General features: G+C 32.5%; 29 protein-coding genes, 2 pseudogenes and 1 riboswitch. Of the genes and pseudogenes, 16 read left to right on the top strand and 15 right to left on the bottom strand.

What is annotated here, in order from left to right:
• Positions 1-223 precede the first annotated feature (223 nt).
• Positions 224-379, bottom strand: coding sequence for an aureocin A53 family class IId bacteriocin (locus ACFX4R_RS27665; RefSeq protein ID WP_377559295.1), 156 nt, complete (start codon positions 377-379; stop codon positions 224-226).
• Between the two features lie 287 nt (positions 380-666).
• Between ACFX4R_RS27665 and ACFX4R_RS27660 the strand changes: the two genes are divergently transcribed.
• From ACFX4R_RS27660 to ACFX4R_RS27650, 3 genes are read left to right on the top strand one after another with little or no spacing between them, the layout of a single operon-like run.
• Entirely contained in the window at positions 667-1,164 is a 498-nt protein-coding gene (locus ACFX4R_RS27660) for a PH domain-containing protein (protein WP_377571347.1), read from the top strand.
• Entirely contained in the window at positions 1,165-2,601 is a 1,437-nt protein-coding gene (locus ACFX4R_RS27655) for a PH domain-containing protein (RefSeq protein ID WP_377571344.1), read from the top strand.
• Positions 2,564-2,881 (top strand): hypothetical protein, encoded by a 318-nt coding sequence (locus ACFX4R_RS27650; protein ID WP_377571340.1) that lies wholly within the window; start codon positions 2,564-2,566, stop codon positions 2,879-2,881. Before ACFX4R_RS27655 ends, ACFX4R_RS27650 begins: the two co-directional genes overlap by 38 nt.
• Positions 2,882-3,139: 258 nt before the next feature.
• On the opposite strand, the gene ACFX4R_RS27645 is transcribed toward ACFX4R_RS27650, so the two are convergent.
• On the bottom strand, positions 3,140-3,697 hold the full coding sequence (locus tag ACFX4R_RS27645) for a L,D-transpeptidase (RefSeq protein ID WP_377571337.1): 558 nt from the start codon (positions 3,695-3,697) through the stop codon (positions 3,140-3,142).
• 347 nt (positions 3,698-4,044) lie between these two features.
• Positions 4,045-4,740 (bottom strand): AbrB/MazE/SpoVT family DNA-binding domain-containing protein, encoded by a 696-nt coding sequence (locus ACFX4R_RS27640; RefSeq protein ID WP_377571334.1) that lies wholly within the window; start codon positions 4,738-4,740, stop codon positions 4,045-4,047.
• Between the two features lie 247 nt (positions 4,741-4,987).
• On the opposite strand from ACFX4R_RS27640, the gene ACFX4R_RS27635 reads away from it, so the two are divergent.
• Positions 4,988-5,134 carry an anti-repressor SinI family protein gene (locus tag ACFX4R_RS27635; RefSeq protein ID WP_377571331.1) on the top strand — a complete coding sequence of 49 codons (147 nt, stop codon included), beginning with the start codon at positions 4,988-4,990 and terminating at the stop codon, positions 5,132-5,134.
• A 31-nt stretch (positions 5,135-5,165) separates the two neighbouring features.
• Here ACFX4R_RS27635 and ACFX4R_RS27630 read toward each other — a convergent pair whose 3' ends face one another.
• A complete protein-coding gene (locus ACFX4R_RS27630) occupies positions 5,166-5,288 on the bottom strand; it encodes an anti-repressor SinI family protein (protein ID WP_274589226.1) in 123 nt (40 codons plus the stop codon).
• Between the two features lie 19 nt (positions 5,289-5,307).
• Positions 5,308-5,392: riboswitch (cyclic di-GMP riboswitch) on the bottom strand.
• A gap of 141 nt (positions 5,393-5,533) precedes the next feature.
• Positions 5,534-5,875 (bottom strand): annotated as a pseudogene (locus tag ACFX4R_RS27625) (RNA polymerase sigma factor); the annotation flags it as partial.
• Positions 5,876-6,066: 191 nt separating this feature from the next.
• Between ACFX4R_RS27625 and ACFX4R_RS27620 the strand changes: the two are divergent.
• The 4 genes from ACFX4R_RS27620 (at position 6,067) to ACFX4R_RS27605 (ending at position 7,696) form a co-directional block, all read left to right on the top strand.
• On the top strand, positions 6,067-6,225 hold the full coding sequence (locus tag ACFX4R_RS27620) for a hypothetical protein (protein WP_155404447.1): 159 nt from the start codon (positions 6,067-6,069) through the stop codon (positions 6,223-6,225).
• 137 nt (positions 6,226-6,362) lie between these two features.
• Positions 6,363-6,698, top strand: a complete 336-nt coding sequence (locus ACFX4R_RS27615) for a helix-turn-helix transcriptional regulator (protein WP_377571327.1) — start codon at positions 6,363-6,365, stop codon at positions 6,696-6,698.
• Between the two features lie 249 nt (positions 6,699-6,947).
• Positions 6,948-7,205 carry a hypothetical protein gene (locus ACFX4R_RS27610; protein ID WP_377571324.1) on the top strand — a complete coding sequence of 86 codons (258 nt, stop codon included), beginning with the start codon at positions 6,948-6,950 and terminating at the stop codon, positions 7,203-7,205.
• A complete protein-coding gene (locus ACFX4R_RS27605; RefSeq protein ID WP_377571321.1) occupies positions 7,205-7,696 on the top strand; it encodes a hypothetical protein in 492 nt (163 codons plus the stop codon). The genes ACFX4R_RS27610 and ACFX4R_RS27605 overlap by 1 nt, the downstream gene beginning before the upstream one ends.
• Before the next feature lie 803 nt (positions 7,697-8,499).
• On the opposite strand, the gene ACFX4R_RS27600 is transcribed toward ACFX4R_RS27605, so the two are convergent.
• The 4 genes from ACFX4R_RS27600 to ACFX4R_RS27585 form a co-directional block, all read right to left on the bottom strand.
• Positions 8,500-8,985 (bottom strand): hypothetical protein, encoded by a 486-nt coding sequence (locus tag ACFX4R_RS27600; protein ID WP_377571318.1) that lies wholly within the window; start codon positions 8,983-8,985, stop codon positions 8,500-8,502.
• A 248-nt stretch (positions 8,986-9,233) separates the two neighbouring features.
• Positions 9,234-9,890, bottom strand: a complete 657-nt coding sequence (locus ACFX4R_RS27595) for a DNA-binding response regulator (RefSeq protein ID WP_098598711.1) — start codon at positions 9,888-9,890, stop codon at positions 9,234-9,236.
• Between the two features lie 3 nt (positions 9,891-9,893).
• Positions 9,894-11,267 carry an ATP-binding protein gene (locus ACFX4R_RS27590; RefSeq protein WP_377571315.1) on the bottom strand — a complete coding sequence of 458 codons (1,374 nt, stop codon included), beginning with the start codon at positions 11,265-11,267 and terminating at the stop codon, positions 9,894-9,896.
• Positions 11,267-11,899, bottom strand: a complete 633-nt coding sequence (locus tag ACFX4R_RS27585; protein WP_071277399.1) for an HAD hydrolase-like protein — start codon at positions 11,897-11,899, stop codon at positions 11,267-11,269. The genes ACFX4R_RS27590 and ACFX4R_RS27585 overlap by 1 nt, the downstream gene beginning before the upstream one ends.
• A gap of 928 nt (positions 11,900-12,827) precedes the next feature.
• On the opposite strand from ACFX4R_RS27585, the gene ACFX4R_RS27580 reads away from it, so the two are divergent.
• From ACFX4R_RS27580 to ACFX4R_RS27570, 3 genes are all read left to right on the top strand, one after another.
• On the top strand, positions 12,828-14,111 hold the full coding sequence (locus ACFX4R_RS27580) for a replication protein (RefSeq protein ID WP_377571312.1): 1,284 nt from the start codon (positions 12,828-12,830) through the stop codon (positions 14,109-14,111).
• Positions 14,112-14,218: 107 nt separating this feature from the next.
• Entirely contained in the window at positions 14,219-14,953 is a 735-nt protein-coding gene (locus ACFX4R_RS27575) for a plasmid stabilization protein (protein ID WP_377571310.1), read from the top strand.
• 22 nt (positions 14,954-14,975) lie between these two features.
• Positions 14,976-15,845: a hypothetical protein gene (locus ACFX4R_RS27570; RefSeq protein WP_377571307.1), complete on the top strand. Its 870-nt coding sequence runs from the start codon at positions 14,976-14,978 to the stop codon at positions 15,843-15,845.
• A gap of 141 nt (positions 15,846-15,986) precedes the next feature.
• On the opposite strand, the gene ACFX4R_RS27565 is transcribed toward ACFX4R_RS27570, so the two are convergent.
• Positions 15,987-16,688 (bottom strand): MerR family transcriptional regulator, encoded by a 702-nt coding sequence (locus ACFX4R_RS27565; RefSeq protein ID WP_221779117.1) that lies wholly within the window; start codon positions 16,686-16,688, stop codon positions 15,987-15,989.
• A gap of 1,017 nt (positions 16,689-17,705) precedes the next feature.
• Here ACFX4R_RS27565 and ACFX4R_RS27560 point away from each other — a divergent pair.
• The gene (locus ACFX4R_RS27560; protein WP_221779116.1) at positions 17,706-17,930 is read left to right on the top strand and encodes a helix-turn-helix domain-containing protein; all 225 of its coding nucleotides are present in this window, start codon (positions 17,706-17,708) and stop codon (positions 17,928-17,930) included.
• A gap of 41 nt (positions 17,931-17,971) precedes the next feature.
• Here ACFX4R_RS27560 and ACFX4R_RS27555 read toward each other — a convergent pair whose 3' ends face one another.
• The 4 genes from ACFX4R_RS27555 to ACFX4R_RS27540 form a co-directional block, all read right to left on the bottom strand.
• Positions 17,972-19,126, bottom strand: coding sequence for a hypothetical protein (locus tag ACFX4R_RS27555; protein ID WP_377571304.1), 1,155 nt, complete (start codon positions 19,124-19,126; stop codon positions 17,972-17,974).
• A gap of 459 nt (positions 19,127-19,585) precedes the next feature.
• Positions 19,586-20,281, bottom strand: a complete 696-nt coding sequence (locus ACFX4R_RS27550; protein ID WP_377571301.1) for a hypothetical protein — start codon at positions 20,279-20,281, stop codon at positions 19,586-19,588.
• On the bottom strand, positions 20,278-21,411 hold the full coding sequence (locus ACFX4R_RS27545; protein ID WP_377571298.1) for an FtsK/SpoIIIE domain-containing protein: 1,134 nt from the start codon (positions 21,409-21,411) through the stop codon (positions 20,278-20,280). Before ACFX4R_RS27545 ends, ACFX4R_RS27550 begins: the two co-directional genes overlap by 4 nt.
• A 12-nt stretch (positions 21,412-21,423) precedes the next feature.
• Positions 21,424-21,723, bottom strand: a complete 300-nt coding sequence (locus tag ACFX4R_RS27540) for a hypothetical protein (protein WP_377571295.1) — start codon at positions 21,721-21,723, stop codon at positions 21,424-21,426.
• A 515-nt stretch (positions 21,724-22,238) separates the two neighbouring features.
• On the opposite strand from ACFX4R_RS27540, the gene ACFX4R_RS27535 reads away from it, so the two are divergent.
• Positions 22,239-22,781 (top strand): sigma-70 family RNA polymerase sigma factor, encoded by a 543-nt coding sequence (locus tag ACFX4R_RS27535; protein ID WP_377571292.1) that lies wholly within the window; start codon positions 22,239-22,241, stop codon positions 22,779-22,781.
• Complete coding sequence (locus ACFX4R_RS27530) at positions 22,765-23,856, top strand: DUF4179 domain-containing protein (protein WP_377571289.1); 1,092 nt, start codon at positions 22,765-22,767, stop codon at positions 23,854-23,856. The genes ACFX4R_RS27535 and ACFX4R_RS27530 overlap by 17 nt, the downstream gene beginning before the upstream one ends.
• A 69-nt stretch (positions 23,857-23,925) precedes the next feature.
• Here the strand turns inward: ACFX4R_RS27530 and ACFX4R_RS29465 are convergent.
• Positions 23,926-24,101, bottom strand: a pseudogene (locus tag ACFX4R_RS29465) (DUF8096 family protein).
• Between the two features lie 395 nt (positions 24,102-24,496).
• Between ACFX4R_RS29465 and ACFX4R_RS27525 the strand changes: the two are divergent.
• Both ACFX4R_RS27525 and ACFX4R_RS27520 read left to right on the top strand, forming a co-directional pair.
• Positions 24,497-25,345 carry a ComEC/Rec2 family competence protein gene (locus ACFX4R_RS27525; RefSeq protein ID WP_483879962.1) on the top strand — a complete coding sequence of 283 codons (849 nt, stop codon included), beginning with the start codon at positions 24,497-24,499 and terminating at the stop codon, positions 25,343-25,345.
• A 2-nt stretch (positions 25,346-25,347) separates the two neighbouring features.
• Positions 25,348-25,569 (top strand): DUF3006 domain-containing protein, encoded by a 222-nt coding sequence (locus ACFX4R_RS27520; protein WP_377559177.1) that lies wholly within the window; start codon positions 25,348-25,350, stop codon positions 25,567-25,569.
• The last annotated feature ends 251 nt before the right edge of the window (positions 25,570-25,820 follow it).

Raw genomic sequence — 25,820 nt, 5'->3', positions numbered from 1 at the left:
TCCCAAGCCCATTTTACGTATTTTGAGCCTTTAGAAGCTAACCATCCTACAAATTTCAAGAATAATGACATTTGAAAAACCTCGCTCTAGTATAAGATTTATGTTTATTGATGTACTGTAACCCTTGCAGCTATTATTGGGGTAATAACTGCAAGAGTTATTTGCATAGAAATAGATTACTAACAAGTAACGCTGTCCTATGTAAAGTTAGAAATAAATACTATTATCCAAATCTTTTTTTAATTTCTTCGTAGATCCATGTAAAAGAATAACCAATGTTCAGCCAATCGTTAATTTGGCTTTTGTGGTCCCAAGCCCATTTTACGTATTTTGAACCTTTAGAAGCTAACCATCCTACAAATTTCAAGAATAATGACATTTGGAAAAAACCTCCTCTCTACAAAACTATTATTACCATATTACAAGAAAACTTCCAAGTCAACTCCATAAATGTAATTTTATATAATTATTTGTCTTTTTTAATCGTTTTTACATATATTTAACATGGTAATATGTTGTATTTATTTGTTTTTTTATGTAAAATCATGAGTGGCTATATATATCTAATATGTAAAAAGCCATTCTATAGAGAATGGCTTAAAGGCTATTGGTGGAGATATATAATTCATCAAAAAATAGATTAAGTTAAACAGGAGATTCAGCAAAATGTTAAAAATTAAAGGAAATAAAGTATCCCCTTACTCAATTAAAATATGGAAATATCATGTCTGGATAATGTATCTTATTCTTTATATCATTGGTTTACTTGTTCTTTCACTATCCCTATATAGAGAGTGGGGGAATTTGGTGTTTTGGTTAACCACGTTATTAATAATAGTTCTATTAGTTGTGAATCTTTTAGAAATAAAATTTATAGTTCCTTTAAGGTTTAAGAACTTTAGTTATGTTATACAAGGGGAGTATATATCTATAAGGCAGGGTGGTATTTTTAAAAAAAATACCATTATTCCAGTTAATAAAATATATTATGTTAATAGAAAAAGCGGTCCTTTATTAGAGAAATACTCTTTAGAAAATATCGTTGTAGGAACATTAGCAGGTGAACATGTTATTCCATGTCTTACAGAAGAAAAATCTAATGAATTACAACAAAAAATAATCGATATTTGTGAAATAGTAGAGTATGAGGAGGAAAAAAATTAATTGAATAATATCTCTTTTAGACGTAATAGTATATTTCTCCTTCCTTACTCATTATTTGTACTTACTCGACAATATATTATTTTTTTTGCTATGCTTTTTTCTATTGGAAGTCAATATAGAGAAAATATTATTTTTAAAATCATATTTATATTTTCTATATGCATGATTATTGTTAATATTTTTAGGATTTTTATAGATTGGATAACTTTCAAATACCTTGTAGATGGTAAAGCTATTTATATTGAAAGTGGACTTTTTTTCAAAAAAAAGATTAAGTTATCATTTGATAAGATACAAAATGTCATGGAAAAAACTCCATTTACTTTTAAAGTATTAAAAATGACTTCTTTGAAGATAGATTCAGGAGTTGATACTGACGATGGCAAAATTGAATTAAAAATGATAAAAAAAAGTGAATGTAATGACATCCTAGAAAAGGTTACATTACTTTCAAAAAAAGAAGAATACAATATTCATGATAAATGTGAAGAAAATGATATGATATATCAAATTAATAATAAAGAAATTTTCATAATGTCTATTACGTCATTGAAATTAATTTTATTTATTCCTTTTTTGATGTCAATTTATCATCAGATTTCTGAATACTTTACTACTACATTGATCGATAAATATATAGACAGTTTAAAAGATTTAGCTAATTTGACGACCTTATCAATTATATTGTTAATATTAATATTCCTTTTATCTCTAATATATGGATATGTAGTAACCTATATTAAATTTGGTAAGTTTTCAGTATCTAGAGGATATGATAGCTTATACATAAAAAGTGGATTTATCAATTTAAAATTCAATTCAATTCCAATAGATAAGATTATATCTTTAAATTTCACTACAAATATCTTCTTTAATTGGTTAAAATATCATAAAGTTAAAGCAATTACATTAGGTGAAACATTTAATACAGAAGCAAATAACGCTTTGTTATTTCCATTTATTAAGAAAGAAAAAACAAAATCTTTATTAGAAAATATTACTCCTGATTTGTTAGATACAATTCTTTTAAAAAAACTTTCGTGGAAATCTGGGTTTTTAAATTTAATTTCTTATTGTCCTTTCATCATTATTTTGACTGCTTTACTTATTTTACAAAACTCTTTAAGTTTATTATTTATATCCATTATAATTATTCTACTATATCAATACTTTAAACAAACAAAAAAAAAATATGGGTTTAATTATAATAAGAAGATTATAAAATTACAATTTGGATTTTTTGTAAAGAAAACTTATATAACAAGCTTTGATAATATAGAGCAAATAGTGATTAAACAAGGTATTTTACAAAAGTGTTTTGGTACTTGTAGTTTAATCATATTTATAAAAACTAATCAAACTAAATGTTTTAGGATTCAAAATATACTGTATAGCGATTGTGAAAAAATTTATAACTTATTCACCAACAAGGATTAATAAATTTATCCTTGTATTTATAGAGTTAAAAGAAGAAGAGAAAGAAAGTGTTATTTCATCTTATTCTTCATCGTCAATTACTGCTGTTGCTTATCATGCGGAAAAGTGTGTAGAGGAATGGTATAGGAAACAATATGGTGATGTAGAACCCCAAAATGACTGGAAGGAATCGTATTACGATTTCCTTGTTACTCCAAAAGACGGAAAACAGATTACAGTAACTATTAAATATAAAAGAGAGTTCTATCCAAAACAAGTAAGATCTCCCCTAAAAGATTAACATACTTTTGGAAGGAGTCTGATATTTACGAAAAACATGTTGTATTTGTGATAGATGATTTAAAAAATAATTTCCTTTCCAAAAGCATGGACTTAGAGTTTAATATTAATAAGAATACTAAAGTAATATTAGGGTATATTGGACCTGCAAACAGTTTTGTTCCTGTAAGTGAATATTAAGGTTAGTTCTAGCATAATACTGAAAATAACTAAAAAAAGAACAGAAACTCTATAAACTAATGTAGAGTTTCTGTTCTTTCTAATTCCTTTTTAAATGATAACCTTTAAACTTATAACCATATACGCTCGTAAGATCAACAAAGCTCTTATAGGAATACGTAATAGCAACCGGTGTGCCTATTTGGACTTTGTCATAAAGCTTTTCAATGTCTGCATTATGCATTCTCACGCAACCTTGACTCACATACTTCCCAATGCTACTTTCATTGTTGTTTCCATAAATGTCGTATGTATCACCATACGTACCATTTGCATTTAACCCTAACCAACGTTTTCCTAATGGATTGCGAGGATCGCCTCTAGGAATATGACCTGTATAATAAGGACGATTTTTAATCTTGTTCACGACTTTAAAAAAGCCAACAGGCGTTTTATCCCATGTTTTCGTTGCCACTGGATCAACGATTTCAATATAACCATTATGAAAATATGCAAGCTTGTTGTAGTACTTGTTAATGATGATTAAATCTTGATTCGCTGGTTTACTTGCAGCTTCTGTTTTCCTCTGATTTACTCCACATAATGCGACCATTAATAAGGTAAGAACGATCATTGATTTAATAAGAATGTCCTTCATAAAAACTCTCCTCTTTTTTATATTTTTATAAGAAACGAAAAAAGCACCTTCCAATTAGAAAGTGCTTTTTCGTCACAATCATTTATAAATAAAAACCTAGTTAATTTGCGACTTTGACATGCAGAGAAACGCTCTCTGACGAAATTAACTTTTGTTTTACGTGTAATTTCCCATTCGATGCAATTTTCAGGACTCTAGACAAATGCTCATTTTCTTACTTTTATTGGCTCCTGTTGAAAAAGCAAAGTAGTTTTCCTTCTATTACAAAATTATTAGTAACCTGAATTCAAATCATAAAAGAAGACCTCTATTTCTTCTGGATATAAGTTTTTAACTCTTATTTCGTTCTAAATAGCTTTCTTTATAACTAACTTATCTCCTATTATTTTAACTTCCAGAATGTCACCGTTATTAATGTTTAAGTAATCCCTTAGCTTTTTAGGTATGTTTAAACATTTATCTTTGTTTACTACGCGTGATTGCCCAGTAGAAAAAAGATTTCCTTCTGTAAAAAACTCATATTGGTGTTTTTTTGCAACAATGGTGTCTTGGTCTTTAGTAAAGAACTGTAATTGCATATTTACTTCTAAATTTAAAGATTTTAATAAAAAATTAGGAATCCTTATCTTTCCTTCCTTTATTTCAAGTAAAGATAACTTATTTAATTCAGGTTCCATAGATTCCTTTAGTACACTCGTGGATTTATTCGGTTTTCTTTTTTTGTAGAAAATAATACTCTTGTTAATTAATTTAACTCCTATTTTTTCACATAAGTTCATATCATGTATTTCGCGGAGTATCTTTGGAATTACAATGTAGCCTAAATGATCAATAGTTCTAATTAAATTGTTTAACTTCATTTTTTTCTTCAAAAATACTGGTGAAGCTTCAATCTGCTTTATAACAAAATAATTTTTGTAGTTAAAGAATTGTATTGTAGCAGATGGCTGAATATTAGCATGCTTTAAAAACAGGGGTGATATCTTCACCCTCCCCGTATTATCGATTATTAGGTAATCTTTAGGTAATTTGTTCTCTTTCACTAATAAAATTCCTTTCAAATGTAATTCTATAAACGAGGGTTAACTTTGAATCCACTTACCATTCATTTTTTATGTATTTATTAGCCTACATATGTTATTAAATGTTGATTTTTCATAAGCTAAATAACTAAATTAAGTCCCAAATATAAGAAACCGGTAAGCTAAAAGTAATAATTTTGTCATTATGGGTTATATCGGAAATTGATTTGTTTTATAATAGGACAAGTTATGAAGGAGGAATATTACAATGAATAATTTAAATCATGATACTACCCTTTGCCAGGAATGGCTAGCTTTAGTTAAAGAAGCGATGAATTCTAACGTTACTCAAGAGGAATTTAAGGAGTTTTTGAATAGAAAATCCCAAGAATTAAATGCCCATAAACAACATTAATTATAATTAATGTTGTTTATGGGCAAGGTATCTATTTGCTTTCTAAGAACTTCTTAATTTCCTCAATGGTTAATCCCAATTCCCTAGCTTCCTTTATAAGTTTGATCCATTCTTGATTTAGTTCTTGTGCTACTAATTGTCCTTTACTGTCCATAAAAATTACCTCCAGATATTCAGGGGGTTCAGCTTCCATAGCCACTTGACCTTAGACCTGTAGCTTTGCATCCTAACCTTTCAACTAGTTTGCCTTTATCTCAATATGTAAATTTATAAATATCTTACTATATAATGGGTGTCGAATTATGTCAAAATAAGTCTCGTCATTTATTTTTAAAAACCCTTTATAACATATTTTTAATTAATATAAACCGCATTACAGAAACTAAATAAAGAATCTAACTAACTATTGCCGTGCTTCGCATACATCTTTCCTAACAAAAATTTTTCTCGATGAAGCCTCGCCTTAACTGTTCCCACGCTAATATTTAAGGTGGTAGCAATCTCTCCATATGGTAAGTCTTTAAAATAAAAATAAGAAATAACATACTGGTATTTATCTGGTAAATACTTTATTCTTTTACAAAGCTCTTCATTTTCCAACCTCTCTATTATAAATTGTTCCAAAATGATTGTATTGTTGCTCTGTACGTATTGGGCCCTCTCTATATAGTTAGAGGATGCTATTGGTTTATTCTTTACTCTTCTTAAAAAATCAATACTCTGATTAACGGTAACACGATATAACCATGCATACGCTGAATTTTACTGTCTTTTCCTTCTATCTGTAGAAGCTGATAATACTTAATCCACACCTGCTGTACAATATCTTCGGCTATATGGGTGAATTTTATTGACTATGGAATTATTATCCTTTAAACTAAATACAAGTCACTCATTTGAGTGACTTGTATTTAAAGAGTGTGAGGGATTATATGACTAAAACACCGTCTGGATTTAAGCGTTTGAATGCTGATATTCCCGAAGAATTGTTCAAGGAATTTGCAAAGAGATGTATTGAAGAAGGTGTGAGCAAAAAAGAATTTCTTGTTCAACTTTTGGAGAAAGAACTCTTTAAAGATTCAAAGAAGTAAGGGGAAAAACAAAATAAAAGGGCACTTTCCCTGCCAGGAAAGCACCCCATGTAGAACTCGTAAGGACTTCTATTATAACATGGGTTTCCCTCAAAAAACAGGAGGCTCTTATCATCGATCAAAGTGAAAAACTTTTAATGGGAATTGAACATATTTTGAGTATGGCATGTGATTTAGTGGATGAAGTTGCTCAACTAAAACGTGTAGAAGAAGAATGCAAAATCCTGAAAGAAAAAGTATTTCTCAATCAATTTACCGTTGCTGAACAACAAGTTTTTGAGCTTGCTTTAGATGGATATTCTGGACGAGAAATGCAGTTAATTCCGTCTAAAGAAGAAGCCACAATTAAATCACAAAGACAAATTATTATACGCAAATTAGGTGTATCCTCAATGAAAGAAGCTGTTAAAAAATTTCAACATTTAGAGTACGAATCATCAAAAAACTTCTTCAATCTCGATAAACTGGTGTGACCTGCAGAGGAACTTCACATCACCAGAATATACACCATAAGTTACCTGTAAAGTGGACTTTATATCCACACTATATACTCAGAAAGGAACCTTAAAGCGTGCACCTAAGCAACTTTCGTGGTATCACGGTGAAGCTAGGCTCTGCCTAGCCCCACACACCCTGTGGGGGCAAAAACCCCTTATGCTCTTCAAGATGTTTTTTACGTTTTTTATGTTGATGCAATAAAAACACAGAAAAGGAGAACAAATATGGAGATTAAAGTGAGAAATGTATGTCCAGTTGCTGTGAGTAAATTAGATCGTTTAGCCAAAGAAAAAAGTCTTTCTCGACAAGCTTTTTTGAAAGAACAAATTGAAACATTATCGATTATGGAAGAAGTAGAAAAGCAAGAACAAGCTATTGATGAGTTGTATGATCGAACCATAGAGACCATGCAAAGATGCTCAGATGCGATGACAAATATGGATCGTACATTCAATAAACTCTTTGGGGAGGATGAAGAATAATGACAGCAAGCAAACACAGAAGAATGATTTCTTTAAGTGAAGAAGCTGATGAATATCTTCATAAACATATGAAAGAAAGAGGCTATCGTTTTCCTGGGGATGCCATTGCAGATATCATTCGAAAATATGAACGATTAAAAAATAATGAGCCCGATGAAACATTTTTAGATGCTGCTACAATTGATGCAATAGGTCAGGCTTACCTGAAAAGAGCAAATGGATTTTACCAGTACTTAGACGATGAGTTAAGTGAGATAAAAGAAACGACAAAGAACATACAAATAGACACTCGGGTATTAATGGAGCTCGTTAATAATTTATACGATCATTTAAATATTCAAAAGTTTAAGTCTACACAGTTCGATGAAACAGAAGCTACTAAGAAAGCGAAAAGAGTTGCGCTACACAAGATTCAAGAAGAAAAAATGCAGTTCAGAGAAAAAAGAAAACGGGAAGCAGCAGAAGAAATGGATCATTTATTTGAAGATTAATCTTAGAGTTTATAAAAGAAGGCCTTAGCCTGCTTTTATAAACTTCTCTTTTTTAGAATGAAGTCGCATAAAGACAGTTTGTACTGAAAGTTTTTTGACGAAAGTCTACTAAAAAAAGGACCTTCGTGATTAAAATAACTTTAATATAGATAACTTATTAGTTTTAAATCAGGTAATTGGATATAAGAGCATTTAAAGGTCAGTGAATCCCTTCAACAGATTATGGTATGAGAAACTATTCATAACCTCTTTAGCAGTCTTATACGAAACATATGAAGTTCGTGAATCTACCCTAACTTACATCTCCTCATTTTATTTTAAATACAGCAATGGAAATCCAATCAACTATGTATCCCCTTTTTCTACAGTTCATTTGTTCCACAAGAATGTTCTTTCCTATGTTAAAACTTTTCACTTATTTTTGTTTAGACTTTGTTTAATTGGAATAAACAGTAATAGAAAATAATTCACTGTCTTCTTCCTTAGTTAAATATCATGAAGATTGACTAGTAAGATTCTAGACGTTGAACATCACATTCTCTCTATAGATTAATTTGCTCATGAACAAGAATATAATGGAAACCAAAACATCATATAATAAAACATTGCATACTGGTGGATGTTCATCTGCCAACTAAATGAAAGGCATAAATAAAACAATTTTGGATCAAATACTTCACGGAATGTCGTGTGAATAGGCTGCCTCAATATACTTAATAAAAATTCAACACTAAAAAAACGAAAAAAAACAAGCACTTAAAGGAATAAGTACTTGTTTTTCAGCAACCATATATTTCATTAATTTATGAGGTTTCATGCTGTATCTCTTTCTGTTTTTGTACAGATAAAGGAATGGCATAAAAAGAACTTTGACAAAAAGAAAAGTGCGTTCGATCTTGTGCATCGTATCGGTCTTGAAGGTATTGAAAAGCTGTTTGCAAGTTCCAATTTACCTCTTTCATGTTCTCTTTGTTCACGATATAAGATTGATCTCGAGTAAATACTGATAACTTAAGAGGGCGCATTGTAGGTTTTCTGCATATTCTAAACTGATATTCGTGTTTGAGGAAATTATCACTAATTGTAATAGATTTTGCATTTTTAAAAATAATGACCATATGATTTTTCAGGAGAATTATACTATTCACACTGTTAGCAATACGTTGAGCATGAAGCGGTGTTGTACAGAACTCCCCTAACTCTACTTTGACAAAAAGGTCCTCGTATCTATATTCCACACCAACAACAAAGGAGTGTCTCTGATTTTCCACTTGCCTTTGATTGTACATGGCAGTCATCCTTCCTTTGAAACTATTTTAATGGCAAGAACTACCCTCTTTTATAGATTTTTAAGTACCTATTCTTGCTTCTTTTAATATTCAGTCAACAATATATATTTATAGTACAGTTTCTTTTATAAGCTGGGTAGTGCGTTTTTTTGTAGTACTTTTTAAAAAAAACACTAAAATTTATAGTCTTTTTTTGCTTGAAGACTATAAATTTTAGTACTTAAATAAAAAAATGACCATACATATGGTCATTTTTCTAATCCACCCGATTTGGCCTTTTCAATAGCATCTTTTATGTTCCTAACCGACAATTTCTTAAAAATGCTCTGAATTTGATTTTTAATAGTATTTTTAGACTTCGATAATTCTTCTTGCATACTCTGTCGAGAGTATCCCTTCTCCATCATATTAAATACAATTCGTTCGCTTTGGGTTAAATTGGTCAATTGTTGCTCATATTTTAAATCTCGATAATCTTCTAACATAGCTTCAATAGCTGTGAAGTTCCCAACATAAGTTGACCTTATAATATTAGCTATGTTATGCATATCTTTTTTTAAAATATAATTTACAGCTCCTGCTGCAAAAGCCTTAATTATGACATCTTTTTCGCTTAAACAAGTTAACATGATAACTTTCCACTTGCTATTATCTATAGATTGCATTTTTTTTAATTCATACGCAGCATGAATTCCATCCAGCTTAGCACCTGTTAAGTTAATATCTACAAGAAAAATATCTACTTTATCAATATCTCTAGCTAACCTTAAGGTATCTTCTTCCGTCGAGCCATAACCTACTAACTCGATATCCTTTTCAGCTTTAATAATAGTCTGAATGCTGTGCAACCATTCTAGATCATCTTCAATTAACACTACTTTTATTGGCTTACTCAAATCACTCATCCTCTATCTCTTAGTTGAGAAAGTCAGTTTGATATCTGTACCTACATTAACTTGACTAGAAATCTCTAGATTCCCATCACTTTTTACCATCACATCATAACAATAATAAAGTCCCCATCCAGTATTTCCGTCTTTTAATTTTTTCGTGGTAAAGAATGGACTCTTAACGTATTCCAAATTTTCTTTTGTTATTCCAATTCCATTATCAGATATGATAACTACGGCTTTTTTTCCTTTTTTATTTATTCTAACGTTTATAATGCCTTCTTTTTCTATTGCTTCAATGGCATTCTTAAACATATTCCAAAATACCTCTTTAGTTGGGGTTTTATCAAAAAAAGCATATACATCTTCGTCTAAGTATTCTTTAGTTATGACTATATGATTTTCAACAAACTCCACTTCTAATTCACTTATAACGCCATCTACTACTTCAGTAAGATTATTACGCTTTTTTACAATTGTAATGTCTTGTGTCTTACTGTTTATCTTTTCAACCATTTTCAGTAAATGATCAGATCCACTATCGACCATGTTAATCCCTTCAGCTGACAAATGATTTAACTCTGATGTATTTTCTTTAATCAACTTCATGCCTGTCACAATTCTAAATATTTGGTTTTTGATAGCGTGATTCATAAGGCTAACACCTGTTAGAATAGCTTTATTTGCTTTAATTTGTGTCTGCTTTTCATATTTAATCTTTATGCCGTTCATTGATCCAACACCCTCTTGCTTAAAGGCTCTCCATATAAAATAGCTGAAAGAGATGAGCATAAATACAATTACGTACCTCCAGTATTCGTGATGGTTATCAAATACACGTACAATATAATTTAATATAAGGGCTGACAACATAATTGGATGCATAATGGTAAAAGTTATAAAACGTATTTTTTTCTTGTATGGATCTGATTCTGTAAAATAGGAATAAAGGTGTATTATGTAACCAGTTATAATATAAGGAACTCCCCAATAAAACAGTCCTTTAAAATCAGGGACGATGTCAGGTACATAAGTGGTTGTAAATATCATGACGATAATAGGAGTAAACAAAATATACTTTAAGTTGTTAATAGTTTTATTAGAGAATCGCTCTGAATAGACTATTGCATGCATAAGAACTCCCCAAGGGCAAAAGTAAATAGAGAAAAAACCTGTAATAATTCTCGCATAATAAAGGAAAGTGTTAAGCCAATTAAAGTTCATATGATGCGTATTCAAAATAGGGATAAATGACTCTATGATAGCCCTAGAAAGGCCTGCAGATGATGCACATGCCAATAGCAGTGTCATCCACCTTAACGGAGGATATTTAGGATCATAACAATAACATATTAAAGCAAATAATCCACTGATAACAAATAGAGCAACCATTAAGTTACCCCATCTATTACATTCAAAATTTGATTAGGACATTTCACTAAGTAGTCTGGCCTACCTGTTATAAGAAGTTCTTCTAAGTCATATCCCCATGTAACGGATACAATTTTTATGTTACTTTTTTTTGAAGCAATAATATCCCTATGCTCATCACCTATAAGAATAGTCTCATCCCTTCTTAAGTTATGAGATTTAATATAGCTATTAATTGTTAAATTTCTTCCAAAAAACCTTTTAGATCTAATAATTTCGTCGAAATACTCCATATCATTTAATTTCAAAAACTTCTCAATATTTTCTTTTGAATTAGCTGAAATTAGTACAAGCTTAAATTCTCGATTTTTTAATTCTCTTAAAACTTCTTTCATTTCACTATTAACTTGTAAATATGGAACTGATTTCTTATATTCTTTAACAACATCCATAACTAAGCTAGGAACTTTAAAGAAAGATACATTATACTCTTTAAAACGTTGGCGAAAAGTTATTGATCTAATGTAATCCATTTTCTCTTGAGGCATTTTTTCATAACTATACTTGTCTGAAAAGCTGTTAAAAAGGTCGTATACTAACTGGGCTGAATTAACTATCGTTCCATCAAAATCGCAAATAACTGTCTTTATCACGTTTCCACATCCATTTTCATTAAACAATCAGAATAAAAGGCGAACATTTATTCATGTTATCTAATCGTAACAAACTATAAACTTCTTTAAAATAGCACATTTTTCCTTATTTTGTAATTAAATCCTTTATAAACAAACATTCCTTAGCACTATATAATCTACTTTTTTTAACTATATATGTAAAATATTTCTTCTGTTATTTCCCATCACATACAAATAAGGACTATTGACTCTTATTCAAGATCTTAAAGAATGTAATTAGCAATTACTAAATATGGAGGGAAAGTTGAGAAATACTCCTGCTAATAATTCTAAAAATATATAGTGTTTTCAAACAAAGTGACTACTTCACAATTCTTAATATCTCCTATTACTGTATCCCCGCCTTTATCTGCACTAAGTTTTGTAGTCTTTATTAAAAAATAGACTATAAAACTTAGTACTTTTACAAAGAAGAGACTATAAAAGTTCACACTACCCAACGAACCTGTTTAGCGCTATGCTAATATATGTATTACAACTCTCAGTGCAAAAAAAATACACCTTGAAAAGGTGATTTCTTCACCGACCTAGAGGTGACATCTAATAAATATACTCGTTTTGATATATTTTGCTAATTTTTATTGAATTATGAGACTAGTTAACGCTATAATAAAACTAACAAAAACGTGCGGATAGAAAAAAGACTTCAACTGTTTAAGTAGTGCGTCAACACTCTTAAACCGTTCCCCCTAAATACGGTAGGGAAAACACTTGTCGAAGTCTCTTGTTAATAGAGTTAGTTTTGTACAAAATAAAACTTATGGTTTTATTTTATACGAAATTGACATCTATTTCAAGGGCTTAGTTTATCTTAATCGAGGCATTGTTTTCCTTTTATAAGGGAGATAATGTCTTTTTTGTGTTCCTTAAAGGAGAAGATGAACAAATGACAAAGATATTGACTTGCTATTTACCCGATGTAAATACCTTCAACGGACGATTCAAATGGTTATGGAAAGAAACACCGACTCTTCGTAAAAAGAAAGAAGCGTTTTTAGAAACACTTCGTACGTACTTTAAACAACAACAAGAAGCCCTACATAAAGTATTCCCTAAAAAACGGATGGAAATGTTAGATTACGTGATTTATAACCTTGTTGCTACAGGTATTCAAGCGATTCACTCCAAAACACTTATGGAAAAGTTTGATGTATCCCAAAGTACCGTTTCTCGTTTTGTGAAATCGTTAAAAGCCACACCGTTTATGCTTGTGGCCCGTTATATCAAAGAAGATACAACAGGTGCTCATCCTGATAGCTATGTGTTTATCCTTAAAAGCCATAAGAACTTTGATCAAATTTGTGAGGAAATCTTTTTTGCACACGATACAACAGGTATTCAAACGCTTCAACAAGAAGAAATGACAACTCCTGTGACAACTCCTGTGACAAGTCCAGAACGTGCTGAAAACGTTGATACACCAAGCTTAGAGGGCGAAAAAACATCTTCCCCCTTTATTAACCTTGATTTACCTAAAAAGCATTTAAATAATCATTTAATATCTGCTTCACAGTCATTTGCTTATATCAAAGGTGTCCCTAAAAAAGTAAATAACGTGTATGCAGGGAAATATGGTCATCAACTAAAAGACTTTTATGCTCGTATTCAAAATGCAGCAAAAGCAGTAAAACGAGATACAAAGATTAAGATTGTCAAAGAACAAGTACATGAAGTTGCTTATACAGCCATTGTTGGTTTAGATAAATATGTCCATGAAGCGAATCACAAGGGTACTCCCCTATCATTGGATGAAATGTGCCGTCTTGTTTATCAAATTGCATTCAATCAATTTACAAATCTACTAAAAGGAAATACAGAACAACAAACATCTAAGTCAGACATACATACTGAAGCTAAGGCAGCTTTATTTACGCCTAAACAGATCATCCGTAAGGAATTGGTTCCTGCTTGGTTACAAGCTGAACAGGAGCAAAATGAGTGTACACAAGAAGAAACTATTTCTCTGGATCAACAGCTTGAAATGATTCAATTAAAGCAAGATTTAGGGCAAGAACTAACGCCAGAAGAAGAAAACTTACTCACAGAGCATAGTTCTATGTACAGTTCGTTAGAAATGGCACAGCTGAAGCAGGATCTAGGACAAGTCTTAACACCAGAGGAACAAGCTTTATTGCACCAACAGGACCAGTTAAAAGGCTCAGTTTCCTAATTCAAAAATGAAGAAATCCCTTGGAAGCTGATGTTTACTAAGAGTATGATTATTTAGAACATATTTCTAAATAATCAATATATAAATCTATGTAGGAGGAGATCACGATGCCACATAAAATGACCTTAACAGGATCTGCGACAGGACCATTACGAGAATATGACCGTTACGTTGCCTTTGATATGCGTGAAAAAGGTTCACCTGCTGCTCCTAAAGGACTGAAGAAGAGTACATTTATTTCGTATACCGTATTTGTTGCGAAGAAAGCCTTTAATAAAACCGGACTAACAAAAAAGAGTATTATGCATGAAAAAATCTTGATTCAAGGGGAACCCACGTTAGATATTCCCATTGACGAGTGCCCTGGGGAAATTGGTATCATTTGCTTCCAGATTACCGTTCTCCCGAATAAAAACGATAAAGAAGCCAATGAGTCAAAAGATAAGAAAGAAGCCCAACAAGAGGTTTCTAAGGCTCAACAAGAGGTTCCAGCTACTAAGCAGGAAGAAAAACAAGAGCCTGTAGCAAAAGAAGTGAACGAAACACCTGTTCAAGAGAAAAAGGCTGCGCCACAGAAGAAGCAGCAACCTATTCAGCCAAAAGGGACAAAGGATGTCGTGAGTTTTGATGATATTATCGTTCCTGAAGCCTTCTTAAAGACACGTCCAAACCCTGTGAAAACAGAAGAAGTCATTGAATTTGTGAAGCGTACAGGACACCTTGACAAGCCGTTAACGATTGAGAAAGAAACAAAGGTTTTAAAAGATGGCTATCGTCGTTATATTGTGGCCAAAACCTTGAAAATGGACAACGTTCCGGTTGTCTATGACCATCAAAAATAACGTACGATCTAAGGAGGTAGCTATGAATACCAAATATATGTCAGAGTTTGGACTCCAAACACGGGCTTATCATCTAAGCATGAGTTACCCTTTTGATCTAGATTATTTATCGCCAGATGATCGAAGATATAATATTTACGTGGCTACACTCATCCCAAAATTAAATATAGATGAAGATTCTGTCCAATTCTTTGAAGATTATATACGTTTTGACGTAATCGTTGGGACAGGAGAACATACTTCAAGAGAGACACTGGACATTTCTATTTTTTCGGATGATATGCCAGAATTTGATCACAGAAAATTTGAATTTGAGTATGAGAAGCCACGTAAAGCGATGGTATTCACAGGTTGGGAAAAAGGCCCTGTCGAATTAAATCTCCTTCATGTCTACCGTGAGGATTCAAAGTATTACCTAGATACAGAGAGTGTTTATATTGGACAGGCATTTGGAGAATATGGAGAGCGTCTTCCTGCTGAAGAGTTAATGTCAGATCCTACGTTACAGAAGGTAGAAGAAGCTATTTTACGTGACTATCCAGAAAAAGACCTAGCTCTTCTATTATTGGAGTTCAAATCACAGTTATTAGAGGAAATAGACAGTGAAGACGAGGATTTACTCGAACTACAAGAGATTACAAAGAATCCGCCTCTGGAATTAAATAATCAAATCATAGATGCAACGGAAGCAGCTCTAATCAATCATTTCAAACCTGAGTACAATAAGAAGTTCAACAATGGTTTTTCTCGTGTAGAAGATCACGGGTTACATTATCATTCCATCACTGTGCAGGTTCATCCTGATATTATGGGATTAAAGCTATTCTCAAAGGAAAAGACATACCTATCAAATGAGCGTATTGTCTCTTCTCCTTTACTCTCAAAGAATTAAAAAAGAGTCATTCCCTTCAAAAAGGTTATGAAAAGACTATAAAAAAATAATACAAAGTAAAAGACCCTCTTCTGCGAACCAAGAGGGTCTTTTACTGTATATTACTTCTTATTTAATTTCACATGACGGATAAACCATATATTAATTAACACTTTCATCACTTTGAACATATTGAAGAACTTTCTTATCTATATATGATTCAATAAAATCTTGTCTTTCTCCTAATTTTTCGGTTTTCTGCAGACCTAGAAAGCCACTTCGTATAAACCTTTCACTTTCCGGTTTTTGATTCCACAATTCAACAGCTTCTTCCCGTGCTTGAATCCTTATTTTCGCTTCAACCTCTCTCAACCTTTGCTGGTCTTGTTCAGACTTTTTAATATCTGGCAAGGTTCGCATTAATTGCTGGAGAGATAGTATTTCTTGAGTAGTATTTTCAGATATCTGTTTTATTTGCTTTTCAGTATGTTTAACAAACCCATCAAACAACTCAGCCATTGATTTTATTTTTTCTGTATTACCTTCTACTTGCTCTTGCAGTTCCTCTACTGATTCTTCTAAAAATGACTTAAGAGACTCATTTTTCTCAATCATTTCACTGGTCAATTCCTTGTTAAAATGCGCTTGAATCATTTTTAAAGAGTAATCATTTTCTTCTTTCAAACGTTTTGCTTCTAGCAGATCATTTAGATCCTGCTGACTAAAGCGCCGATGACCGCCCTCGGTTCGACTACCCTGTAGATTCATATATTTCATATATTTTCGCACATTGGATTGAGACCATCCTAGAATCTCTGCAACATCTTTTATTTGATAAGATAATTCTTCTTGTGTTTGCGACATAAATTAATCACTCCTTACCTTGTTCTACGCCAAGATTGCTATACTAGTTAACATTATATCAAATCTACTACTAAACTTTCTCGAAATTCTTCACAAAGTACTATCCAATTTCAAACAAACATAGTTTTGAATATATAATTCTACACAAAAGAAGATATAACCTTTTGTAATCTATAATTAATTTTGCACAACCTTGAGTGTAAATTCAACTTCAGTTGAACTACAAGGATAATACTGTTTTTAAACTTGCACGTTGTTGAGTGTAAGTTTAACTTTAGTTAAACTACGAGGATGATGTTGTATTAAAATTTATACATTTTTAAGTGTAAGTTCAACTTCAGTTGAACAATTTGTTTGTGAACTTGTATATATGAAGTGCAGGATATCTGATGGTAGTCCTCTTTATAGCGAAATTGTACTTATTTCTGTATTTAAAAAGTGCAAAATCCTCGCAAAACATGGCGTCCTGAGCGAAGTTGCATAAAATCCTTGTCAAACCAAGTGTAGAATCGCTCGGTTTTAGTAGATAAGGAGCTAGAGTGACTGTTTAATATAGACTCCATAGCTGGTAAGTTAAATATCACTGAAATAAAAAGTGGGCTAAGCATTCCAAATAATTGATTCATAAATTGTTTAAATTAATTGTATAAGTTATTTATTTAGAGAAAAGTGACATTTTATGGTCTACTACATATTCTTTGTACCGAAATCAAAAAAAGAGCCTTGCTTCTATTCTTAGAATCTAGGCTCTTTTCTATTTAAATACGAATATCCACAACAAAGACCGCCCATTATGTATCAGTGTATAAGGCGGTCTTAACTGTATTCATGCTATATGATTATTCCAAAAATGTCGACATTATTCTAAATCGAATCAATAAATCAAGATAGGAAGCTTCTTTTTTTACCTGTACTTTAGTTTATGCTATCTATAGAATTTAGTTGCCTATTTTTTTAGGCTTTTACGAATAGATTTTTTAAAACACGGCAACCCTTAATATAAAGGAGGTTGTTACTGTGTCTGATAAAGGAAGAAAAAGAAGCAAGTTAGGGAGATTCCTAGAGAAAAAAGGTTATAAGCAATCGGAATTAAGTAAAACAGCTAATCTAAATAGAAATACCGTTGCTAAAATCTATAATGATTCAAATTATATTCCCTCAGGAACAACTATAAAAAAAGTTATGAAAGCATTAAGGAATCTTGATCCAAGCTTAAAAGCTGAAGACTTTTTTGACATATAAAAAAGACACATTAAATGTGCCTTTACTGACCACTTTACAAATTATTTGTTTTTATAGTTTCGATGATCTAGATTAACTAAATAATTATCCATTCTACTATAGGGCAATGAAGTATAGGTCACTTCTTCTCCATTATGAGTTAGGGTACTGTGTTCAAATAAATTCGTATAGGACACTTTACTTCCATTAGGGTGTAAATTTAATTCGAGATATTCTTTAAAATTTATGGGTTCTGTTAAGTGAATACCTGTTGCGAATGTACTATAAACTGTTTTATTATCATTTTTCATAGGAATTGCTAAGTTTACGCAAGATGGGAAGTTTTCATTTCCCGTTACAATGAATGGATTATTACGTTCGATTCTTTTTGAGATATAAGCGACTCCATCTATACCCAATTCAGCTAAAGATTGCATTATTAATTGAGAAATAATATATTCACTTTTAAATTGACGATTATCTTCTTCAACTACAAAGGACGTTGCAATAACCAATGGGAAAAACTCAACTAAACTATTGAGGTTTTGTTGTGAAAAGCCATGTACTAAATTTTTAGTTATTGCTAAGTTCAGTATTTTAGTTTCTTTAGGAACTTGATAAGAAGATATGTTAAATTCCCTATAATCAGGTCTACCTAACTCTATCCAACAAACATATGAGGAGGCACCTAAATACATACATGGAACCCCAGCTATACTGAATCTCTGAGTAGCAACAATTCCTCTTTTATCAAAAGGTATATGCAAAAAATCTTCACGACTATACTGCCCTTTCCCAGACCTGGCCTTAAAAAACGACAGGGGTACATTGGCTATTTTATTATTAATCGGATCAGATAATATTCTAGTAGCTCCTCTCAATGCAGGGGAATAATCTAATGAGGAAACTATATAATTATCAGACGTGTAAGATTTTAAAACGTTATGTATAGTGTCTTTTGCTTTAGAAATATTAGCATCATAGTAATATTCGAGTGCTTTTTTTAATAATGAGATATTACTTCCGGTTTTGTTATAAATTGTAGTATCGACTTTCCCTTTTATACAATTTAAATATTCTCCTAATACAATATTTAAAGCCTTTTCATAATCACAATCGTTTTTAACTTTTATAGGTAATTCATATTTAAACCCCATTAAAGGCGTCATTCGGTCATAACTCGCCTTGAGCATTGCCCTAATGTCTTCTGAATTCATGGAATCCCCCCATTTCTTTCATTAATTCATTTTACCATTTTAAACTAATTTCTAAATCAGCTTTTCTTTAGAATATATGAATTTTGAATAACTTTCCTTTCTCATGATTTATAAAAAAATCTTTGTTTATTTCACCTTTAATTTATATAATGTATCTTTACGGTACACACAAAAACAGGAATCCTTGGCACATAATGGTTCCATCGAAGATTCTTTTCTTGGAGCATGCAGCTTTTTATATATTGCTGATTTATCAACGTTTTCTCAGTAGGTGGATGAGAAACTAATGTATAAGAATTGAACCTTGTATACATATGCTTTTTAGTGAAATATAGTCTCTGTGGAAAAAACATGATATTATTTACTTGCGGTTATACTTTCGTACTTTTATACTTGTGAACCCTAATGAAAAATCCACCTCATTCCCTATTTTGAGGTGGATTTTTTTATTCTTCATCATCAAGTGAGATTAATTTTAATTCCACTAGAAGAAGCCGATGTTCTTGTTTTTTCGTCTCTTTGTTGTTTTGCAGAACCCTTATATTTCTTCATCAATTCGTGAATAGTTGCTACCTGTATAATACGGATATGGTCAGAAGACACTGCATACCGAACAGGCGTAATCAAAATGATAGAAGGGAAGAGGGCTGCTCGGTCCTCTGGCTGCCATTGTAACGCTTTCCACTCATCCGAAAAGAAAAACTCCTCATATAAACTAATCTTCGCCTGTATTTTCTGCTCCGAATACTGATTTCGTTGAATTTCAATCCAAAAGGGAGATCCTTTAAAAATGCAAAATAGATCCGGTTCAATCCCTCCTTTTCGTCCGGTGGGCTTATCTTCGACAATGACCTGTTTAGGTGTGCTATACGTACACATTTGTTTATAGACATCCAAGATCGAAAGGAAATGTAAGATTTTTTGAGAGTTCTTTTTAATCTTGGCATCTACAGGTAAATAGACCGTAGGAGAATACTGCTGTGTGCGTTCAATTACTCCTAATCGATATAAACGTACCATAACGCTATTACACGCATTTACGGGCGATTTCAGCTGTTTAAAGAATAGGTCAACTAATGAGTCTCGATCCACAGCTCTAAACTGGTTAATAAACGCTATAATGTCTTTATCACGCTGAGATAAACGGAAACTCATCGCTGCTCCTCCTTCTCTAATAACCCGAAGATGGATTGAGATACCACTTCTAGTTCTGATTCAGGATCTTTAACGAGCGTTTTATAAGGAGTAAGTATTTCCTTACAAGCTTCTTCATCTAAAAAATAGGCTTGAAACTCTTTCACTTCATCAATTTTAATTTTCATGCGCCCCCTGGCTGCGGCATCAAGTTCTTCAGCACCGATTACTCCGGCAACTTTTGCATTTGTCGCATCGGCCTGCCTTCCAGAAATCCGAACCCTTAAGTTTGCTTTTAGTGCTGAATTCAACAAATCAGCGTCAGGACGCTGCATCGCAATAATGGTATGAACACCTAACGCACGGCCTTGGCTGGCAAACTGTTGAATCATCTCTACGAGATCCGTTTCTCTCTTCACGATGGACATTTCATCAATTACCACAACTATCCGAGGCAGCTTAAAAGGTAGCCTGCTGATATGTGTTACACCATGTTCTAACAATAAATCACCTCTTCGATACATTTCAGCTCGCAATAAAGCAAAAGGTTTTCTCATATCTTTGGCCTCAAAGCAAAGCGCATCAACATGCTCAATCCCATGAAATAGCCCTAAATCAGCTCGTTTAAGATCGACCAATACTAATCGCAACTCATCAGGCGATGTATATTTCACCCATGTTGTGAGGATCACACGCATGAGACTGCTCTTTCCTGCGCCAATTTCACCAGAAATCAGTAACGTTTCTAAATCCGCAAAATCCCATGAGACAGGGCTTCCATAGATATCTTGACCAATACATACGGGAAGCTCCATTTTCTCAATATGAGGATGAATGGCTAAATAATTATAATTGAGCATCTTAGGTAGGCTTTTGTGATGAACGGTAATACTAAAATTCTTCAGGCTGCCGTTTATTTCGATATTGCTGCCTAATACTTGTCGCAAGGCCCATCTTTTTTTATTTAAAAGTTCAGGATCAATGCCATTCAGTAGTGAAAAAGCATATCGAGTGTACGTATGATGGTGATCGATTCGATGGATCTTCGGAAATTGATAGGAGGTACGATCCCCACGCTTTATGACCCGATAAATCTCTGCCGTACGAAACGCTTTAATAAGCTTTCCACGCAATTTTAGTTTCTCAAACATCTAAAACCCTCCTCAAAACATAAACGTCGCAAAGAAGTAAAATAAGGCTCCATAAAAGGTGACAGGCAGGATAAAGCGCATTATCTTTGAAAACTGATCGACCAGATCAATCACACCCCACCGTTCTAATATTCGTTCGATGATAGCAATCCCTAAGACAATGCCTCCTAGAGTCAAAATAGTGGGGTCAAGCATAGCAAATGGACTAAAAGGGACAAAGGAATAAGCCTTGAAGGGACGAGGTCTCTTGAGAGGTGGTTTTGAGGATGGAGAAAATATTTTTCGAAAAATAAACCATTGTGTTTTTCTCATGCTGATACCTACTTTCATTCTTTTTATTTTTTCGCTTTTCATGTCTCAGTTATTTCAGCTCAACACATCCGGTCGCTCCCTTCGCCTCTTCGGCTCAGCTCCCTTACAGATTCCACGAAGGGCCTCCCTAGGCGTATACAGCTTGTATAACCGAGGTAACGATACTGAACTAGCTACTAAGTAGATAATGAAGTTAAGATTCTTTAGATACTATGTAGCTACTTCAGTATGCTTGCCTGTCCAGTCGAAAAATAAAAAAGAACCCTTACTGCAGTAAGTGAGGGGTAGCTGATTATGTAAGATGTAATGGGTTTTTATATGCTGAGGATTGTCCTATTGAATAATTGATTTTATAAAATAGACGAGGGGGTCCTGAGATCTCCTAATTGCTTATTTTCAGAGAAACAATGTTCACCTTATGAATAGTAAAATAAAAATAATGTAAAAAAAGAGAAGAATAATGAAACTTTTTCTATGTCGAGATGACTCTAATTAACGAGAGGAGGGATGGCACTGTGAAACATGATATACATACAGTAAAAAAAGCAATTAATGGAGAGGCTAGGGCTTTTGAAGAATTACTTTTCCGAGAAGATAAAATGCTTTATTATAAAGCTCTTTCGTACGTTGGAACAAAGGAAGATGCGCTTGATGTTATCCAAGAAACAGCATATAAAGCATTTCTCGCAATAGGTCATCTACAAAAGCCAGAATATTTTTCAACTTGGTTATTTAGAATTCTTATACGTGAGTGTTACAAGCTATTAAAGAAACGAGAACAAATTGTTCCTTATGAAGAACATGAATTATTAAAGAGATTAGATCAGAAACAGGAAAAAGAAATAGAATCTTTTCATTTAAGTGAGGCATTATCTAAACTTAAGTCATCTTATCAAACGTCTATTATCTTATTTTATTATCATGATTTATCCATTCAGGACATTTCGGATGTGATGGAAAAACCAGTTGGTACAGTAAAAACGTATCTACGTAGAGCGAAGAAACAATTAAAAATTGAGTTAGAAAGGAGTTATAAATTAAATGAAAGAATCTCATGAGCAGATAGAAAATTTTCCGAAAGAACAAGTTCGTTCAGCTATTCGATCAGGTATTGGTCAAGCAGAAGAACAAATCAAGGACAACAAAATAAGTTATAAGTATAGTCATAGAATCAGCAATAGAAAACGGAAAGGCTTATATGCTTTGTCCAGTGTGGCAGTCGCTTTTGGACTATTAGTTGCCTCTTCCTATCAATCCCCAGCTTTAGCAAGTACTTTGTCTCAGATACCTCTTATTGGTTCTGTTTTTGCAGATTCTAATTCTGTTGGATTAAAACAAGCTCAAAAACATGGACTGACCAGCCAGGTTGGAGAAACTCAAACTGTTAATGGAATATCTGTGACACTTGATGAAATTTTATACGATCAAAGTGGCATTAGAATTAGTTACATCATAAAATCCGACAAAAAATTAGAAGAATACTATTTTGGTGCTGGTATGGATTTCACCATAAATGGAAAATCACCTGACGGATCCTCAGGTTCCTATGGGGAAAAAGTTCAATCAGCAACAACTCGAACGGCCATTCAAGAGATAAACATATCTGAAGATATGCCAAATTCTTTTGAGCTTGGGTTAATCCTGCATGGTAAGAATGGAGAAACGTGGTATTTCTCAAATCCAGTCAAAAAAATCACGGATATTAAGAAGGTTCCTATCCATCATTTACAAAATGTGGACGGCATTGCTCTTAAAGTCGAAGATTTATCCTTAAGTAAAACAGGTATGAGTGTAGCTTATGAGAGTACTGAAAAAGGAGAGGACTTTGAACTAAGCAGAGCTGGAGATATAGAATTCCGAGTAATTGATCAAGATGGGAAGGAGATTGCAAGCCATTCTGGTGGGGCAGAAGGTCAAAGGGTGAAAGATAAACTAGTATTTAAAAGTAATAAAAAGTTTGATCCAATTAACTCACATGTTACTGAATTGACCGTTACTCCTTATTTATCTCTTCCAACAGAGGGTGGGGGAGTTGAATTTGGTGAAAAGGGCGAATCAAGGGATATAGGTTTCAAAGGTGGGTCTTTGAAACCAGTCAAATTTAAATCCTTTAAAGTGAAAATACCCAAATAAGTTTATTTAAAGAAAACAAAGAAAGAGAAGGATTGAAGCCTTCTCTTTTTACTATATGATTATCTATACCTAGATACTCTTCCTCCTGCCACAATTTCGACATTCGCACAGGAAAACGCCACCTTTTACTGAACTTCGAAGTAAGCTGAGTTACAGTTGTCGCATCGGCCACTAACTTTATCCGGAAATTCAACATAGTCATACACTTTATCAAGATCTATTTCTTGCTGTTGTTTCCCTTTCATATTAATTACTCTTTTCCAATTAACCCTTGTTAGGTTATTACAAGAATTGGAGGTGAAATTATCTTATATAAAATGAACATCAATTAGCTCATTTTATTTTTAATTATCTTTCCTTATACATAAAAAGCTTCATTTTTATCTATAGTTTACGAAGGGTGGACGATAAATTCATTTTCTTTTGAAATGTCAAGTTGATAAAAATCTTAAAACAGTCCATTTTACTACTATTTACCTCCGTATTGTCACGATACTTTCTATATAACGTGACTTTTTTCACTTTTATAAGTAAAAATATTCAATTTTGCTGTATCAACAGATGGTTTCATATAGTAAAATTAATTTTGCTATAAAAGAACACTACATATGAAAATACATTTGTAAAAGGGGATAAAACAATGAAGAGTCGTGTTATCAAGATTGTTTCTTCGCTAGCTATAGGAATAGGAATTGCTGTAGCTCCTGCTTCCTCATACGCAGCAACGCCTAAAACCATGAAAGTACACTACATTGATGTAGGTCAAGGAGATAGTATCTATGTTAAAGCTCCTAATGGCGAGGACATTGTTATTGATGGTGGAAACAAAGGGAAAGGAAATGCAGTTGTAAGTTATTTAAAGAAACAAAAGGTCGATGATATAGAAGTATTAATTTCAACTCATCCTGATGCTGATCACATTGGTGGGCTAGATGAAGTTATTAATGCATTCAAAGTAGAAAATGTTTATGCTCCCAAAGTAAGTAATAACACGCAAGCTTACAAAGACTTTTTAAATGCCGTGAAAAAGAAAAAATTAACGATTAAAACCGCACAAGCAGGTGTAAAGTTACCTGTTAAAGATGTAAATGCACAAATTGTAGGGCCTACCAGAATGTATGCCAACAGTGACTTAAATGACTGGAGCGCTATTGTCCATATGGCTTACCAAAAGAATACATTTTTATTTACAGGGGATGCTGAAACAAAAGCAGAAGCAGACATGATTAAGGCAAAGAAAACAATACGTGCAGATGTACTTAAAGTTGGCCATCATGGTGCCAAAACGTCTACAAGTAAGAATTTCTTAGATGCTGTAAAACCTAAGTATGCAGTCATCAGTGTGGGTAAAAATAGTTATGGACACCCTACTTCTCAAGTTGTGAACTTACTAAAAAACTCTAAAGCAAGTATTCTGCGAACAGACCAAAGTGGTACAATTATTATTACTGGGGATGGAACATCTTATTCTGTTAAAAAATCGAGGTAATTATGAAAAAGATAAAAGGTATTATTGATCGATTTGAAGAGGGATTTGCTGTTGTTGAAATCGAAGGAAAGACAAAGGACTACCCTAAAGATATTTTCCCTAAGAATACACAAGTTGGAGATGTCGTTTATATTACAGGTAATCAAGTGAAAATTGATAGACAAGAAACTCAGAAAAGAGCAAAAGAAATTGAAAGTCTAATGAATGAGATTTGGGAAGATTAACAGCTCATTCATTAGATCTTGTTCTGGCGTGAAAACTGTTCATTCTCGTCACACTAAGCCCCAATATTGAATATTTATTTTACAAAGTACAAAGCTAATAATTAGTCAAGTCTACTTTGTGTTTCTATTTTAATTACTTAGCTTGAATACATAGAGATTGTTTTTACCTAACCCGGTAGATATAAAAAACGCTTAAATTAACTTTTTAAGCGTTTTTTGCATTATTTCAATTCAATCCTTAGTACGATTCA

The organism is Priestia sp. YIM B13490 (assembly GCF_042787735.1).
In the GTDB taxonomy this organism is placed as follows: Bacteria; Bacillota; Bacilli; order Bacillales; family Bacillaceae_H; genus Priestia; species Priestia megaterium.
This window is presented reverse-complemented; position numbering and strand designations above follow the sequence as displayed.